General features: G+C 73.1%; 16 protein-coding genes. 8 read left to right on the forward strand and 8 right to left on the reverse strand.

Annotation, left to right across the window (positions count from 1 at the left end; genetic code table 11):
• Positions 1–5: 5 nt before the first annotated feature.
• From AC07EG_RS30000 to AC07EG_RS30025, 6 genes are all read right to left on the reverse strand, one after another.
• Positions 6–302: a hypothetical protein gene (locus tag AC07EG_RS30000; protein WP_478256574.1), complete on the reverse strand. Its 297-nt coding sequence runs from the start codon at positions 300–302 to the stop codon at positions 6–8.
• Between the two features lie 29 nt (positions 303–331).
• Positions 332–817, reverse strand: a complete 486-nt coding sequence (locus AC07EG_RS30005; protein ID WP_478256575.1) for a hypothetical protein — start codon at positions 815–817, stop codon at positions 332–334.
• Between the two features lie 57 nt (positions 818–874).
• A complete protein-coding gene (locus AC07EG_RS30010; protein WP_478256576.1) occupies positions 875–1,105 on the reverse strand; it encodes a helix-turn-helix domain-containing protein in 231 nt (76 codons plus the stop codon).
• A 73-nt stretch (positions 1,106–1,178) separates the two neighbouring features.
• Positions 1,179–2,426 carry an MFS transporter gene (locus AC07EG_RS30015; RefSeq protein ID WP_478256577.1) on the reverse strand — a complete coding sequence of 416 codons (1,248 nt, stop codon included), beginning with the start codon at positions 2,424–2,426 and terminating at the stop codon, positions 1,179–1,181.
• Between the two features lie 276 nt (positions 2,427–2,702).
• Positions 2,703–3,851, reverse strand: coding sequence for a HesA/MoeB/ThiF family protein (locus tag AC07EG_RS30020; protein WP_478256578.1), 1,149 nt, complete (start codon positions 3,849–3,851; stop codon positions 2,703–2,705).
• A gap of 32 nt (positions 3,852–3,883) precedes the next feature.
• On the reverse strand, positions 3,884–5,626 hold the full coding sequence (locus tag AC07EG_RS30025; protein WP_478256579.1) for a M3 family metallopeptidase: 1,743 nt from the start codon (positions 5,624–5,626) through the stop codon (positions 3,884–3,886).
• Between the two features lie 205 nt (positions 5,627–5,831).
• Between AC07EG_RS30025 and AC07EG_RS30030 the strand changes: the two genes are divergently transcribed.
• Positions 5,832–6,065 (forward strand): hypothetical protein, encoded by a 234-nt coding sequence (locus AC07EG_RS30030; protein WP_478256580.1) that lies wholly within the window; start codon positions 5,832–5,834, stop codon positions 6,063–6,065.
• Between the two features lie 3 nt (positions 6,066–6,068).
• On the opposite strand, the gene AC07EG_RS30035 is transcribed toward AC07EG_RS30030, so the two are convergent.
• Positions 6,069–6,224: a hypothetical protein gene (locus AC07EG_RS30035; protein WP_478256581.1), complete on the reverse strand. Its 156-nt coding sequence runs from the start codon at positions 6,222–6,224 to the stop codon at positions 6,069–6,071.
• Between the two features lie 64 nt (positions 6,225–6,288).
• On the opposite strand from AC07EG_RS30035, the gene AC07EG_RS30040 reads away from it, so the two are divergent.
• The 5 genes from AC07EG_RS30040 (at position 6,289) to AC07EG_RS30060 (ending at position 9,649) form a co-directional block, all read left to right on the forward strand.
• Positions 6,289–7,092, forward strand: a complete 804-nt coding sequence (locus tag AC07EG_RS30040; RefSeq protein ID WP_478256582.1) for a VOC family protein — start codon at positions 6,289–6,291, stop codon at positions 7,090–7,092.
• A gap of 112 nt (positions 7,093–7,204) precedes the next feature.
• Positions 7,205–7,672, forward strand: a complete 468-nt coding sequence (locus AC07EG_RS30045; RefSeq protein ID WP_478256698.1) for a histidine kinase — start codon at positions 7,205–7,207, stop codon at positions 7,670–7,672.
• The gene (locus tag AC07EG_RS30050) at positions 7,566–8,117 is read left to right on the forward strand and encodes a putative immunity protein (protein WP_478256583.1); all 552 of its coding nucleotides are present in this window, start codon (positions 7,566–7,568) and stop codon (positions 8,115–8,117) included. Before AC07EG_RS30045 ends, AC07EG_RS30050 begins: the two co-directional genes overlap by 107 nt.
• A 66-nt stretch (positions 8,118–8,183) precedes the next feature.
• A complete protein-coding gene (locus tag AC07EG_RS30055; RefSeq protein ID WP_478256584.1) occupies positions 8,184–9,182 on the forward strand; it encodes an NAD-dependent epimerase/dehydratase family protein in 999 nt (332 codons plus the stop codon).
• A gap of 47 nt (positions 9,183–9,229) precedes the next feature.
• A complete protein-coding gene (locus tag AC07EG_RS30060) occupies positions 9,230–9,649 on the forward strand; it encodes an STAS domain-containing protein (RefSeq protein WP_478256585.1) in 420 nt (139 codons plus the stop codon).
• A 17-nt stretch (positions 9,650–9,666) separates the two neighbouring features.
• On the opposite strand, the gene AC07EG_RS30065 is transcribed toward AC07EG_RS30060, so the two are convergent.
• On the reverse strand, positions 9,667–11,916 hold the full coding sequence (locus tag AC07EG_RS30065) for an ATP-binding protein (RefSeq protein WP_478256586.1): 2,250 nt from the start codon (positions 11,914–11,916) through the stop codon (positions 9,667–9,669).
• Positions 11,917–12,081: 165 nt separating this feature from the next.
• Here AC07EG_RS30065 and AC07EG_RS30070 point away from each other — a divergent pair, with 165 nt between their 5' ends.
• Entirely contained in the window at positions 12,082–12,537 is a 456-nt protein-coding gene (locus AC07EG_RS30070; RefSeq protein WP_478256587.1) for a carboxymuconolactone decarboxylase family protein, read from the forward strand.
• A gap of 26 nt (positions 12,538–12,563) precedes the next feature.
• Complete coding sequence (locus AC07EG_RS30075) at positions 12,564–12,983, forward strand: iron chaperone (RefSeq protein WP_478256588.1); 420 nt, start codon at positions 12,564–12,566, stop codon at positions 12,981–12,983.
• Positions 12,984–13,042 lie beyond the last annotated feature (59 nt).

A 13,042-nucleotide genomic window follows, 5' to 3' on the forward strand; every position in this document is an offset into this window, starting at 1 on the left:
GGCGGCTACTTCTTCGCGTCCTGCTGCCGCTTGATGCGGGTGAGCGCGATCCACACGCTCACGGTGCAGAGCGGGATCAGGATCAACGCCCAGACCACGACCTCACCGACGGTCGCCCCGTCGTACTTCACGGCGATCAACCAGGCGAACAGGCAGGACATCACCACCATGCCCAGCATGGTCAGCAGCCGGTGCCTGGCCGCCCAGCCGTCGACCTTGGCCGAAAGTCTTCTGTCCCGCTCGGCCGCCCGCGGCGACTGGACCCGCTTCCCCAGTTTGCGCCCGAATTCAAGGCCCACCATGGATGCTCACCGTTCCTTCGCGGTCGATCTCAATGGTTCGGGCGTTGGTTGCCCAAGATCGTCCGCGGCCAAACTGCGCCGTCCGGCCCAGCGCCGGCGCTCAGCCGGGCGAGGTTCGCGGTCACCGTGTGCGCCGCGTGCCGCAGGGCGTCGCCCAGGGGGGCGAGCCGACGGCCGTCGACCACCGCGACGCCGAGCGCGGCGACGAGTTCCCCGGTGGGTGCGCAGACGGGCGCGCCCGCGCAGGAGGCCCAGACCGCGGCTTCGTGGTCGAAGGCCACCCCGTGGTCGCTGACCCGCGAGACCAGCTTCCGCCATTCCGCACCGGTGTAGCAGTCCGGCGCCGGGGTGCCCGGCTGGTGCGCCGCGCGGACGATGTCGGTCGCGCACCCGGGCGGGAGCAGCGTGCCTGCCCGCAGCGGCTGGATCTGGTCCACCTCGCCCCGCAGGCCGCTGATGAGCACGGACCGCCCGGCTTCGGTGATCGCCAGGCCGATGCTGGCGAAGCCGCACACCGCGGCGAGTTCCCGCGGCGGTCGCCGGGCGGCGGCGCGGAGGTCGTGCCGCGGCTGTCAGGCCTGTCCCAGCCGCAGCATCCGGGGCCCGATGCGGTAGCGGCCGTCTCGCCGCTGCACCGCGCCCAGCGTGACGAGCTGGTCCGGCAGCCGGTGCGCGGTGGCCTTGGGCAGCGACGTGCCCGCTGCCAGCCGGGTCGGCCCGGCCTCCCCGGCGCGGGCGAGTTCGTCCAGCAGCAGGACGGCACCCTCCAGCACCCCGCGGCCGGGCTCCGCTCGGTGCGCCACCCTTCCCCCTCCATCCCGGGACGACCCGCCCCGCGGTGACAGGAGGGCCGCACCGGTGGGGTGGATACCCCGCTCAGCCGGGACGGCTCGGTTCCGCGGGCGCGGCGCTCGAGGCCCGCACCAGGCTGCTGCGGGCACCGGCCAGGCCGACCAGGAAGCGGATCAGCGCGCCGGCCAGGATGATCAGGTACATGTTGTGGATGGCGTCCTCGGCCGCCCCGGCGACCAGCGCGGCCAGCGGGATGCTGGAGAACGCCAGCATCCGGGTCGCGGCCACCACCCGGCCCAGCATCGCCGGTGGCACGATCCGCTGCCGCAGGGTGAACCACGAAACCACGTTCATCGAGCCGAACGCGAAGACCACCGCCGAGACGGCGCTGATGCCGACCACGTCGCGGAAGACGGCGAGCAGCCCGGTCAGCAGGCCGGCGGCCATGGTCGACACCACGATCGTCCGCCCGTTGCCGAGCCGCCGGATGACCGCCGGGGCCAGCAGCGCCCCGCCCACCGCGCCCACCCCCTGCGCGGCGAAGACCACGCCGATCAGGGTCGACGACAGGCCGAGGTAGCCGGACAGGTAGAAGACCAGGTTCGCCTGGATCAGCCAGATGCCGAAGTTGGTGCCGGTGAACAGCAGGCTGCCGACCAGCAGCGGCCGGTTCTGCCTGGTGATGTGCCGGAACGCTTCCCCGAGGTCGGCGGCGAAGGTGGGCCGGGCCACCGGGACCGCGGGTGGCGGCTGCCGGTGCCTGAGGAACAGCACGACCAGCGCGCTGAGGCCGAACGACGCGGCGTCGAGGTAGATCGCCGTGCTGTAGCCGAACACCGCGATCAGCGCGCCGGCGAGCACCGGGCCGGCCAGGCTGAGGAGCTGGTCGCTGGACTGCATCAGCGAATTCGCCCTCGGCAGCGCCTCCTCGGCGACGATCGACGGCAGCAGGCCCTGGAACGCCGGGTGGTAGACCGGTTCCGCGCAGGCGAGCAGGAAGGCGAGCACGAAGATGGCGGGCAGCGCGGCGGCCCCGGCCGAAACCAGGATCGCCAGCACCAGCGCCAGCACCCCGGCCGCGACGTCACCGGCGATCAGCAGGCGCTTGCGGTCGAACCGGTCGGCCCACACCCCGCCCGGCAGCGACAGCAGCAGGAACGGGCCGTACTCCAGGGCGTAGAGCGCCGCGGTCTGCAGCGCCGAACCGGTCAGGTGCAGCACCAGCAGCGGCAGGGTCAGCCGGTAGATCCAGGTGCCCGCACCGGAGACCAGGTAGGCGGTGAACAGCAGCCAGTAGCGCCTGCCCAGTGGCGGCGCGGGTGTCACGGGCACAGGCGGTTCCCTCGGGGGTTCGGGGTGCACCACCGGCGTCGCCGGGCATGACGGCGCCGGTGGTGCCTGCTAGCGTTGGAGCAGTTCCGGCCCCCGCCCGGATCCTGGCCAGGGGACGGGGGACGGACCGGCCGCGGGTGGACGCCTCACCGGGCGTTCACCGGCGGCGACGGGGATCAGCCCTCGACGGCGCCGGAAGCGATGCTCGTCTTGCGGATGCGCAGGGTGACGGTCATGGCGGGTTCACCTCCTTCCGGGGTTTCGCGGGTGGACGGGTCAGCCCGCGGACACGGCCTCGGGCGCCCCGGACGCGGTGGGCACCGGGCTGCCGGTGCCGCACACCGGGCAGTCGGCGACGCGTTCCCAGCGTTCGTATTCGGAGGTCTCGTAGTCGTCGAAGCGGACCTGCATCAGCCTGCCCGCGGCGACCGGCGGCGCGATGCCGGTCAGCAGCCGGACGGCTTCGCCGAGCAGCAGCCCGGTGGTCATGGTCACCAGCGGCACGAACGCCGCGTTGTCCCCGCCGATCCGGCGTTCGCGCTTCTCCGCCAGCAGCGTGGCCGAGACCTGGTCGGTGCGGAACACGCCGAGCCGCCAGCACTCGATGCAGCCGGTCCGCCCGGGGACCACGGTGAAGTAGACCAGCCGCTGGGTGTCCAGGCCGCCGGTGACCAGCGGCACGCCCGCCCGCACGCACGCCTCGTTGACCCAGTGGTTGATCTCCATCTTGGGCCGGTCGGCCACCGAGATCACCACGTCGGCGTCGGCGACCGCGCCGAGCACCTCCTCGGTGGAGCTCAGCTTCCGCGGCACCTTCTCCAGTTCGACGCGCGGGTTGAACGCCTGCACGCGCTCGACGGCGAGATCGATCTTGGGCTGCCCGACGTCGCTGTCGCGGTAGAGGATCTGGCGGTTCAGGTTGGACAGTTCGACCCGGTCGAACTCGACCACGCGGATGTGCCCGATGCCCATCGCCGCCAGGTCGAGCAGCAGGTGCGTGCCCAGCCCGCCGAGCCCGAGCAGGGTGACCCTGGCGTCGAGCAGCCGCCGCTGGTAGCGGTACTTGTTGTCGGCGAGCCTGCTGTACGAGCCGAAGAAGTTGATGTTGCGCGCCCAGCGGCCCAGTTCGTACTCGTCCAGCAGGCCGTCCGGCGAGGCGCCCTCGTCGAGCAGGAACCCGGCTTCGTCGAACTGCGCGATGGCGGCTTCGACCTCGGCCGCGGTGACGTGCGGGAAGTCGGCGGCCAGGTCGTGGTGGACCTGGCTGGTGGTGCGAGTGCCGTCGAGCAGCTCGAACAGGCGCCCGATCGCGCCGTCCCCGTCCGGGATTTCGGCGACCTGGCCGTACCCGCCGACGTAGAGCACGCCGTCGCCGGGGAAGACCGGTGTCATGTGCTTGAGCTTGGGCAGCGTCCGCTCGGCCATTTCCGACCCCTCATTCCACTGGTTGCGGGTGTTCAGCGCAGCGCGGGCGTGCGCGGCCGCCCTGCCTGGGCGGCGAAACCGGTCACCTGGGTGTCCAGTTCGGACAGACCGGCGCGCCAGCCCCGCTCGTCGAGGCGCAGTCCGGCGCCGGCCAGCAGTTCGGCCGGCGGGCCGCTGCCGCCGGCGCGCAGCAGGCCGGTGAACCGGGTGGTGAACCCGGGCGGGTCCTCGTCGTGCAGCGCCAGCAGCGAGTTCGCGGCCAGCTGGCCGAACGCGTAGGCGTACCGGGTGCCCGGCGCGAAGTAGAGGTTGTCGAGGTAGCTCCACCAGTGGCGGTAGCCGGGTTCGAGCGCCAGCGCGGGACCGTAGAGCGCCCGCTGGCCATCGAGCCAGAGTTCGCCGAGCGTGGTTTCACCGGGTGGGTCCCCGGCCGCCACCACCTCGTGCAGCGAAGCTTCGAAGTCGTGCACGGCCAGCTGGCGGAAGGCGGCCACCAGCTGGTCCTCCAGCCACCGGGCACGCAGGCCTTCCCGCGTTCCGGCGCCGGCCTGCGCGTGGTAGTGCCGCATGGTCACCGCTTCGGCGAACAGGGCGACGGTCTCGGCCAGCACCGTCGGCGGGGTGGCGGTCAGCACGCCGTGGTGCCCGGACAGCCGGGTGTGCACCGCGTGGCCCAGTTCGTGGGCCAGGGTGAGCACGTCCCTGGGCACACCGGTGAAGTTCAGCAGCACGCGGGCGCCTCCGCCGGGCAGGCTGAAGGTGAGCGCGCCCCGCCGTTTGCCCCGGCGTGGCGCGGCGTCGACCGCACCACCGGCCAGCAGCTCCGCGGCGGCACCCGCCACCTCGCGGCCGAGTTCGGAGAACGCGCCGAGCACCAGGCCGACCGCGTCCGCCCAGGACACCTCCGCGGCCACGGCCCCGACCGGGGCGTACCGGTCGGCGTCGGTCAGCGGGTGCCCGAGGACCACGGCTTTCGCCGAGTAGTAGCGGTGGACCAGATCGCGCCGCTCGGCGACGGTTTCGACCAGGGTGCTCACCTCGGTGCCGGTGAGCTGGTTGCTCGCGTTCTCCTCGGCGAGCCAGTCGTCCAGCCCGCACACCTGCTGCCGGGCGAGGCGCACGCGGGTCAGCTCGGCCAGTGCCGAGGCCCGCAGTTCGACCTCGGGTGCCAGCGCGGCGGAAATGGCGGCACAGCGCCGTTTCCGGTGTTCCGCGTCCGGGTGGTACAACGCGGGCAGCGCCGCGCCGAGGCCCATCCGCTCGGCCCCGTCCACCACCTCGATGCGGGTGAGCAGCGTTCTGGCGTGGCGTTCCCAGCCGGTCACCGGATCCAGCGCGGCGAGCACGCCCGCGATGGCGGCGGGCACCCGGTGCGCCGCGGCGCGGACCAGGTGCAGGTAGTTGCGGTATTCGGCGTATTCGGGGTGATTACCGGCGGCGGGGAGTTCGGCCAGCTCGCGTTCGAAGAAACCGGCATTTTCGATCACCGATTCCCACAGCGCGTCGCATTTGTCCAGCAAATCCCGCGGGGCGGGAGCGCCACCGTCGGCGGCGAGTGCGGCCTCGGTCAGCGCGGTGGCCGACCGCAGCGGGGTCAGCAGTCGCTCGTAAGCACGGATCGCCTGGTGTAGCTGCCTTTTCGTGAGCTGGGCGACCCGGCCCCGGTAATTTCCGGTGAACCGGTCGAGCAGTTCGGGAACTTCTTGCAGATCTTGTTCTATTGCCCCGGTAGCCACCGGTGACCAGTGCGGCAATTCTTGATCGTCGATTCGCACAGCCCCCACCTCGCCCCCGGAATGGTTCCGCAAACCCTGCGAGAATCACTGCGCAATCAGCTTCATCCGCAAACCTTGGAATGTCAAGAGATCCTTTTTTTGAACCCGTTCAGCGGCATATCGCCTGCTCCGTCCGGCCGCGAGCCTGGAAAGTCCTTTTCGGACGCCGGTACCGAGGGCGCGACCGCGGGCCAAGCTGGGCACCGTGACCGATGAAGAGCTGATCATCGAGGTCGCCCTGACCCGGCTCGACCACCCCGGCCTCGACCTGGAGGAGATCGCCGCCCTGGTGGTCCGGCGGCTGGGTGAGGACCGGATGCCGGAGTTCGCCGCCCACACCCTCGCCGCCCGCGGCGAACTGCGCGGCGCCGCCTTCCCCGCGGCGGTGGAGCACGTGCACCGGGTGGTGCTGACGATGCGCGGGCCGTCGCTCGGCTGAGCCTCAGCGATCGGTCCACACCGGGGCGCGCTTCTCCCGGAACGCCCTGATGCCCTCGTCCCGGTCCGGCGAGGTGAGCGCCGGCTCGGCCATCGCCGGCTGGGCGTCGAAAGCCGGCTCGTCCTGACCGCCACGCAGGATCTCCTTCGGCGCCCGCACGGCGCTCGGGCCGTTCGCGGCGATACCCCCACGTCCGGCGGCTTGCCCCGGCTACAGTGGGTTCATGATCAACGAGGCCGGTGGACCGGGCTGGCTCGAACTGGCCACCGCCGACCCGGCGCGGACCGCGCGGTTCTACCAGGCGGTGTTCGGCTGGACCTGCCACCGCGTGCCGGACGCGGCCGGGCAGGACTACTTCGTGGCCTCGTTGTCCGACGAACCGGTGGCCGGTTTCCGCGGGCACCACGCGGCGGTCCGCGACTGGACCCTCTACCTGTCCGCTCCGGACCTCGAAGCGACCACGGCGCAGGCGCTGCGCCTCGGCGGCACGGTGCTCGAAGACCAGCCGCACGTGGTGCCGGGGGTCGGCACCAAGGTGCTCGTCGACGACCCCAGCGGTGCCACCTTCGGGCTGGCCCGCACCGAAGGCTTCACCGCGGGTGTGCCCGGCACGCTGGTGTGGGCCGAGTTCGTCACCCGCCAGGCCCACCTCGCCGACCGGTTCTTCGGCAGCCTGTTCGGCTACACCCGGCGCCAGTTCGGCGACGGCCGCGCCACCGACTACGTGGTGCACTCCCTCGGCGAGGACTCGGTGTTCGGGCGGGTCCGGATGGATCCCGGCACCCCGGCCGGGGTCCCGCCCCGCTGGATCGCGCACTTCGCCGTCGGCCCCGACCTCGGCTTCGACCGCACCCTCCAGCTCGCCAGGGAAGCCGGGGCGCGGCTGCGGTTCCGGCCGTACCCGTCGGCGCTGGGCAAGGTCGCCGTGCTCGCCGACCCGCTCGGCACCCGGTTCGCGATCATCGATCCCGCGCTGGCGTCGGACTGGGACTTCCGGTCCGCCGCTGACGATCCCGACGACAACTGAGCGCCCACCAGGGTGCTCCGGTGAGCTTTCTCGGCGGGTCCACTGGTTCCCGCTACTCGGCGGAGGCGAATCGGCGGCCGGGGTCGTGACGTGCTACCTGGCACTGGTGCTGGTGTGGGGCCTCGGGGCGGGGTTGCGGTCGGCGCGGCACGCGGAGGCCGAACGCCGTCGCCGCGTCACCGAGCAGGCGCGCCTGGCCGAACGCACCCGGATCGCCCGCGATCTGCACGACGTGGTGACCCACCACGTGACGGCGATGGCCGTGCAGGCCGAGGCGGCGCGGTACCTCACGGCCGCGCCGGAGCGGCTGGACCAGTCGCTGACCGCGGTCGGCGAGACCGGCCGCCTGGCTTGTCCGAGCTGCGCGCAGCTCCGCCGGGGACGCCGACCTCCCGTTTTAGGGTTTGAGCGCAACTTCCTGCGGAAATCGCCGGAAAGTGCCAACCGGCGTTTCAGCGATACCGTGGAACCCCATGGACGAGATCGAACTCGGCGCGGACGAGTTGCGGGCGGTCGCGGGCTTCGCCGTCGCCTGTGCGGAACCGGCGCTGGTGCTCTTCGAGGCCGCCCGCCCCGGTGATTCGCGGCCGCGGGACGCGGTCGAGGTGGCGAGGGAGTTCGCCGAGGGGGCCAGGCGGACCAAGCGGATCCGCGACGGCGCGTGGGCGGCGCTCCGGGCCGCGGGGGAAGCGCGGGAAGCGGGGCAGGCCGCGGCGAGCGACGCCGCGCGGGCCGCGGTCGCGGCGGCCAGTGCGGCGTTCCTTCATCCCTTGGCGAAATCGACGCAGGTGCCGCACATCCTCGGCGCCGCCGCCCACGCCGCGCGGGCGTTCGAAATCGAGGCCGGTGACAACCGGGAAGTCGGCGCCGAGCACCTCGGTAGAGCGCGCGAATTGGCCGGTCCCGGCGTGGTCAGCGTGCTGCTGCGTTATCCCGGCGCCCCGGGTGGCCGTGGCCGGGTGGGCGAATTGCTGCGGGAGCTGGATGGGTCGCTGCGGGCGAGTGGCCACGCGCCGACGAGGTGAGCCGCCGATTCTCCTGGGAGCGAACCGATCTCGACCAGGCCGCCGAGTTCGAGCAAGGTGACGATCATGCGCTTTCTCGTTCTCGGTGGTACTTCGTTCCTGTCCCGGCAAGTCGCCCGCGAGGCGGTGGCACGCGGGCACGACGTGGTGTGCGCGGCGCGGGGCCGCTCGGGCACCGTGCCCGACGGCGCCCGGCTCCTGGTGCTCGACCGCGATCAGCCGGGGGCGGTGAAAACCCTGTCCGGCGAACGGTTCGACGCGGTGGTCGACGTGGCGACCGGGGCGCTGGGCTGGGTGCTCGACGCCCTCGACGTGCTCGCCGGCCACACCCGCCACTGGACCTTCGTCTCCAGCATCAACGCCTACGCCGACACCGCCACCCCCGGGCAGACCACCGACGCCCCGCTGTGCGAGCCGGTCACCGACACCCGGCACTTCGAGCTGGCCGAGCTGACCGTGGAGCGGTACGGCGGCACCAAGGTCGCCAGCGAGAACGCCGTGCGCGAACGGCTGGGCGACCGGGCTTTCGTGGTGCGCCCGGGCATCATCAGCGGTCCCGGCGACCAGATGGACCGCTTCGGCTACTGGGCCGCCCGCTTCGCCCGCGGTGGCCGGGCCGTCGTACCCGACGCACCGCAGCAGCCCATCCAGCACATCGACGTCCGCGACCTCGCCGCGTGGCTCGTCACCTCCGCCGAAGCGGAGCGCACCGGCACCTACGACGCCGTCGGTCCCGTGCTCGAACTCGGGGCGGTGCTGCGTGAAACCGCGGACCTGGTCGGTGCCGCCGACCTCGAGCTGGTGCCGATCGCCCCGGATGCCTTGCGGGAAGCGGGGGTCAGCCCGTGGGGCGGGCCGAAGTCGCTGCCGTTGTGGCTGCCCGCCGAAATGCACGGGCTGGTGTCCCACGATCCCGGTCCGGCCCGGTCGGCCGGGCTGGCACCCCGTTCCCTGGCCGAGACGGTGCGCACCGCCCTCGCCGATGAGCGCGGGCGCGGCCTCGACCGCCCGCGGGTGGCGGGGTTGACCCCGGCCGAGGAGCGGGAGGTGCTCGGCGCCGGCTGATCCCGCGTGGAATCGCGTGGTCACCGATCCACGCGTATGGTCGAAGGGTGGTTGGAAATCGCCAGCCGCTCGGCCCGGCTGGCCCTCGGGCAGCCGCCTACCTGGTCACCACCACGGCGGCGGGCACCACCCTGTCGATCGCCGGTGAACTGGACGCTTCGGGCACCGGCGAGTTCCGCGCCTGCCTGGAGCTCGAACTCTCGCTCCTGCCCCAGCGCCTGCTGCTGGACCTGAGCGAGGCCGAATTCTGCTCGGCCGCCGCCCTGCGCACAATCATCGAGGTGGCCGGGCAGGCACGGGACCGCGGGGTGCCCTTCGCCGTGCTCGCCCGGCGCCGCACCGTGCTGCGGCCGATGGAAGTGCTCGGCGTCCACCGCGAACTGGCCGTGCACCACCACCCCGCCGCCGCCACCGCCTGGCTGGACCACCGTCCCCCGATCCTGCCCTCACCGGACGGGACCGGGTAGCCAGCGGTGCGGCGCGGTCACGCCGTGGCGGTCGACCGCTCCCGTGCTTCCCGCGCGAGTCGCTCGTCGTGCGGCCTGCCCAGTTCCCCGGCCAGTTCGGTCAGGCGGTCCAGCAGGGCCAGCGCTTCGCCGTGACGCCCGGTTGCCTGGCAGGTCTCGGCGTAGGCGTGCAGGACGTCGATCTCCAGCTGCACCTCCGCCAGCGGCTCCAGCAGTTCCCTGGCCCGCCGGTGGTGGTCCAGCGCCTCTTCGGCCCGCCCCATGATCCGCAGCGCGATACCGAAGTTGTTGTGGCACAAGGCTTCGTTGTGCGGGAGGCGGTGTTCTTCCGCCAATCGCAGTGCTTCTTCGAGCGCCCGCAACGATTCCGCGGGGTCGTCCGGCGCCAGCGCGAGGCCGAGGGTCACCAGTCCGGTGATCCGGGCGGGTCCGCCGGCCAGCGCGAGGGAAGCCCTGGCGAGGCCGGCCGCTTCGCCGCGGTCTCCCAGGTGCAGGGTCACCCAGCCGTCGAAGGCCAGCGCCTGCGACTGCCCGCCGCGCCGGCCGACCGCGGCGAACAGTTCGCGCGCCCGCCGGAACTGCGTCCGCGCCGCCTCGAGGTCGCCTAGGTCACGACGCACAAAACCGAGACGGAGCGCCAGACCGGCGACGAGATCGGCGTCCGGACCGGCTTGCTCGGCCAGTTCGTAGGCGGCGAGCGCTTCGGTGAGCCGCCCGGCGGCCGCCTGCGCGAAACCGAGGTCCGCGAGCAGCGAAGCCCGCTCCCGGGCCCGCCCGAGCCGTCCGGCGGCGGCCGCGGCCGCTTCGAGCAGGCGCACCTGGTCGCCGGTGCCGCGGTGCCGGAAGAACCAGACCCGCATGGCGGGCGGCAGCCCGGCCACCACCTCGTCCATGCCGAGCCGCACGGCGGCGTCGAAGCAGGCCACCAGGTTGACGTGCTCGAGGTCGAACCAGGCCATGGCCGCCGCGGGATCACCCGGCGACGGGTCCGGGCGGTGCGGTGACGGCAGGCTGCGTTCCTGCGCGGCCGCACGCGCCAGGTAGTGCTCCAGCACCCGGCGCAGGGCGGCCTCGGCCTGCGGTTCCTCTTCGGCGGCCAGCTCGGCCGCGTACCGCCGGAGCAGGTCGTGCAGCCGGTAGCGCCCCGGCGCGGGTTCCTGGACCAGGTGGGCGTCGACCAGTTCGTCGAGCACCGCCTCGATCCGGCCCGGCGGCGCACCGGCCAGCGCCGCGGCCACCGCGGCGTCGAAGTCGTCACCCGGCAGCACCCCCAGCAGCCGGAACACCCGGCGCTGCTCGCCGTCGAGCTGCTGCAGCGACATGCCGAACACCGCGTCGAACCGCCCGGCGCCGTCACGCAGCCGTTCGGCCAGCACCGCGACCGTCCACCCCGGACGGTGCCGCAGCCGCGCCCCGGCCATCCGCAGCGCCAGCGGCAGCCCGCCGCACTGGCGCAGCACCTGGTCCAGCGCCGCCTCCTCCTCGGTGGGGGTGAGCCCGGCCGCGCGGCCGAACAACCGGGCGGCGGCGTCGTCGGCCAGCGGGCTCAGCGACACCGGCGGCACCCCGTCCAGGCTGACCAGCCGCGACCGGCTGGTGATCAGCACCGCGGACTTCCCGGCACCGGGCAGCAGGGGGCGCACCTGCTCGGCGCCGGCGGCGTTGTCCAGCACCACCAGCGCCCGCCGCCGGGACAGCTCCGAGCGCCAGAGCGCCGCGCGTTCCTCCGCCCCGGCGGGCAGGTGCGTGATCTCCAGGGCACCGAGCAGCCGGGCCAGCGCGGTGAGCGGCGGCACCGGGTCCTGGCCCGGGGTGAAGCCGTGCAGGTCGAGGTAGAGCGCGCCGTCCGGGTACACCGGGGTGAGCCGGTGGGCCAGGTGCACGGCCAGGCTGGTCTTGCCGACCCCGCCCATGCCGTCGAGCACCACCGCACCCGCGGTCCGCAGCAGCTGCTCGGCCTGCGCGTACTCGGCCTCCCGGCCGGTGAAGTCGGCCAGGTCGGCGGGCAGGTCGTTGCGGCGGGGCGCCGGGGCCGCGCCCGCCTTGGCCGCCTCGGCCCACAGCGGGCGCAGCGGGCGCGGGTCCCGGCTGACCGCCCGGCACAGGGCCACGACGGCCTCCCACGGCGGCACCAGCCTGCCGGTCAGGTACCGCGACAGCGACGAACTGCTCAGCCCGGCTTCGCGGGCGAGGGCACGCAGGCTCAGCCCGCTCAGGTCCTTGATCCGGGTGAGCTGGCCGACCAGTCGTTCTTGCGGGCTCGACACGGGCCACACGGTAGCCGTCCCAGCCCACGCGAACGGATCAGCGCCGCGTTACCGCAGGCCGGAGGGGTTCCGGGTGTCCCACGGTGTCCCACGGACCGCGCGGGGGACGGCCCGCCGATGATCAGCTCACTCCGGTCAGCGGCACCCCAGCGAAGGAGGAAGCGAATGTCGGTCGAGCGGATGCCGGACCCCGCGGTCCTGGTCCCCGAGGCGATGCAGGCGCTGGTGGCGCTCAACGAGGCCGTTGCCGGGGCCGGGGTCGGCGGGCGGGTGCTGGCGCTGAGCCACCTGCGGGCCAGCCAGATCAACGGCTGCGGCCCGTGCGTGGCAGGCGGTGCCCAGCAGGCCACCGCGCACGGCGCGAGCGCCGGCCAGGTGCACGCGGTGGCCGCGTGGCGGGAGACGCCCTGGTTCAGCGACGAGGAACGCGCCGCGCTGGCGCTGACCGAAGCGGTGACCCGGCTCGCCGACCGCCCGGAACCGGTGCCGGACCGGGTGTGGGACCTGGCCGCCAAGCACTTCGACCAGCGGGAGCTGGCCGCGCTGCTGCTCAACATCGCCCTCGCCAACGCCTACAACCGCCTCAACGCCCCGACCCGCCGGCAGGCCGGTCGGTGGTGACCACCTCTTCCCGGAAGGACACTCCCATGGCAACCAAGAAGTTCGACGGCCTGACCCAGGACGAGCGCGACGCCCTCAAGGAACGCACCAAGGAACTCAAAGGCAAGCGCGGCACCGACACCGAGGCCGACGTCCTCGCCAAGATCGCCGACATGAACGAAACCGACCGGACCATCGGCGCCCGGCTCCACGAAGTCATCAAGGCCACCGCCCCCGGACTCACCGCCAAACTCTGGTACGGCATGCCCGCCTACTACCGCGACGGCAAAATGATCTGCTTCTACCAAACCGCCGCCAAATTCAAGGCCCGCTACGCCACCCTCGGCTTCAGCGACCAAGCCAACCTCGACAACGGTGCCCTCTGGCCCGCCTCCTACGCCATCACCGAACTCACCCCCGAAGTCGAAACAGCGATCGAAGCACTGCTCGAGCAAGCACTGAGCTGAGGCGAGCCAAGGCCCGGCCGGCGCGGCAAGATGACCGCGCCGGCCGGGCGACTGCTCCA

The sequence above is a fragment of the Amycolatopsis sp. NPDC045836 genome (assembly GCF_056431745.1).

Bases quoted from the DNA above. Each gene is read 5' to 3' on its own strand.
- AC07EG_RS30000 (WP_478256574.1), bottom strand. From the start codon at position 302: ATGGTGGGCCTTGAATTCGGGCGCAAACTGGGGAAGCGGGTCCAGTCG.
- AC07EG_RS30020 (WP_478256578.1), bottom strand. From the start codon at position 3,851: ATGGCCGAGCGGACGCTGCCCAAGCTCAAGCACATGACACCGGTCTTC.
- AC07EG_RS30040 (WP_478256582.1), top strand. From the start codon at position 6,289: ATGATCAACGAGGCCGGTGGACCGGGCTGGCTCGAACTGGCCACCGCC.
- AC07EG_RS30050 (WP_478256583.1), top strand. From the start codon at position 7,566: ATGGACGAGATCGAACTCGGCGCGGACGAGTTGCGGGCGGTCGCGGGC.
- AC07EG_RS30055 (WP_478256584.1), top strand. From the start codon at position 8,184: ATGCGCTTTCTCGTTCTCGGTGGTACTTCGTTCCTGTCCCGGCAAGTC.
- AC07EG_RS30070 (WP_478256587.1), top strand. From the start codon at position 12,082: ATGTCGGTCGAGCGGATGCCGGACCCCGCGGTCCTGGTCCCCGAGGCG.
- AC07EG_RS30075 (WP_478256588.1), top strand. From the start codon at position 12,564: ATGGCAACCAAGAAGTTCGACGGCCTGACCCAGGACGAGCGCGACGCC.